The 1,405-nt window shown below is 59.1% G+C and carries 1 protein-coding gene and 2 pseudogenes; 1 reads left to right on the plus strand and 2 read right to left on the minus strand.

The genetic code is table 11. The features are described 5' to 3' along the window. A pseudogene (locus tag WS68_RS28395) lies at window positions 1-169 on the plus strand (IS481 family transposase); the annotation flags it as partial. A gap of 227 nt (window positions 170-396) precedes the next feature. Here the strand turns inward: WS68_RS28395 and WS68_RS15930 are convergent. Together WS68_RS15930 and WS68_RS27700 are read right to left on the minus strand one after the other, a co-directional pair. Further along, the gene (locus tag WS68_RS15930) at window positions 397-1,164 is read right to left on the minus strand and encodes a FadR/GntR family transcriptional regulator (protein WP_059571729.1); all 768 of its coding nucleotides are present in this window, start codon (window positions 1,162-1,164) and stop codon (window positions 397-399) included. A 72-nt stretch (window positions 1,165-1,236) separates the two neighbouring features. Beyond that, window positions 1,237-1,405 (minus strand): annotated as a pseudogene (locus WS68_RS27700) (IS481 family transposase); the annotation flags it as partial.

Below are 1,405 nucleotides of genomic sequence, written 5' to 3' on the forward strand. Positions count from 1 at the left end.
CAAGAAGATCTACGACTCGATCGCCACCTTGCAGACGGACCTTGATGCGTGGCTCGACCAGTACAACAATGAACGAGAGCATCAGGGGCGCTGGTGTTACGGCAAGACGCCGATGCGCACTTTCCTCGATTCGCTCGATCTCGCCAAGGAGAAACTCATCCCCCATTGACGACTCGTACTTTGTCGGCCCGACTACCTGTCAGATCAAGTCCCGGCTAATACAAATCAGGCGTTCGGACGACGGTAGCATCGCGTCCCGGCCGGCCTTAGCGTGCAATATTTTCCGTTTTCTGAAGCCTCCCCAAGTAAGCGCCCGAGCGGTAAGTTGACAGGCCATCCCGGCCAACCCTCTTTTACTCCTTGGTTATGTAAGGAACATGGAATTCACTCACGCACTCAGTCGAGCGCGCGGCTGAAGATGCGGATCACTTCGTCGAGATGCCCGGCCATTGCTCGGCGCGCGGCCTCCGGATCGCGTGCTCGGATCGCGTTGAGGATCGCACGGTGTTCCAGCTCCGACCGGTGGGGCATGTCGTTCGGCATGTACAGCGATTGCAGCCGCTGGAACATCAGATCGTACTTGTGCGCGAGCAGTTGCTTGATCATCAGCGAATACACAACATTGTCACTCGCTTCCGCGATACGGATATGGAACAGCCGGTCGCCCGGATGCGTGAGCGAGCCGCTGCGATTGTCGTCCTGGTTGCGCAGGAACGCTTCGTGGATTCCTTCGATCTGTGTGTCCGAGCCATGCTTTGCAGCCAGCGAGGCGGCTTCTGGTTCGATCAGCCGGCGCGCCTGCAGCAGCGCGAACGGTGGAATTTCGGTATCGAGGTCGAGCGCGATGCCGAGTTCGGGATCGATCTCGACGATCGAGAAAGGCGCGCCCTTCACATTGGATTCAGCTGCTGGTTCAGGCGCGGCAACCGCTTCGGGATGGCGCACCTTTACGCCGTCGCCGACGCGCACGATGACGACCCCGCTCACTTCGAGCGCGATCAACGCTTCGCGCACCGACGTGCGCGACACGCCGAACTGTTCGGCCAATGCGCGTTCGGGCGGTAGATAGCTGCCCGGCGGGAAATCGCCGGACTCGATCATGGCACTGAGCTTGTCGGCGATCTGCTGGTAGAGGCGGCGGTTCTGAATCGGCTGGATAGGCATACGTTGGCGCTGGTAATCTGTATTAGCCGGGACTTGATCTGACAGGTAGTCGGGCCGACAAAGTACGAGTCATCAATGGGGGATGAGTTTCTCCTTGGCGAGATCGAGCGAATCGAGGAAAGTGCGCATCGGCGTCTTGCCGTAACACCAGCGCCCCTGATGCTCTCGTTCATTGTTGTACTGGTCGAGCCACGCATCAAGGTCCGTCTGCAAGGTGGCGATCGAGTCGTAGATCTTCTTG

Origin of the sequence: Burkholderia sp. TSV86 (genome assembly GCF_001522865.1) — a bacterium.
Lineage (GTDB): Bacteria > Pseudomonadota > Gammaproteobacteria > Burkholderiales > Burkholderiaceae > Burkholderia.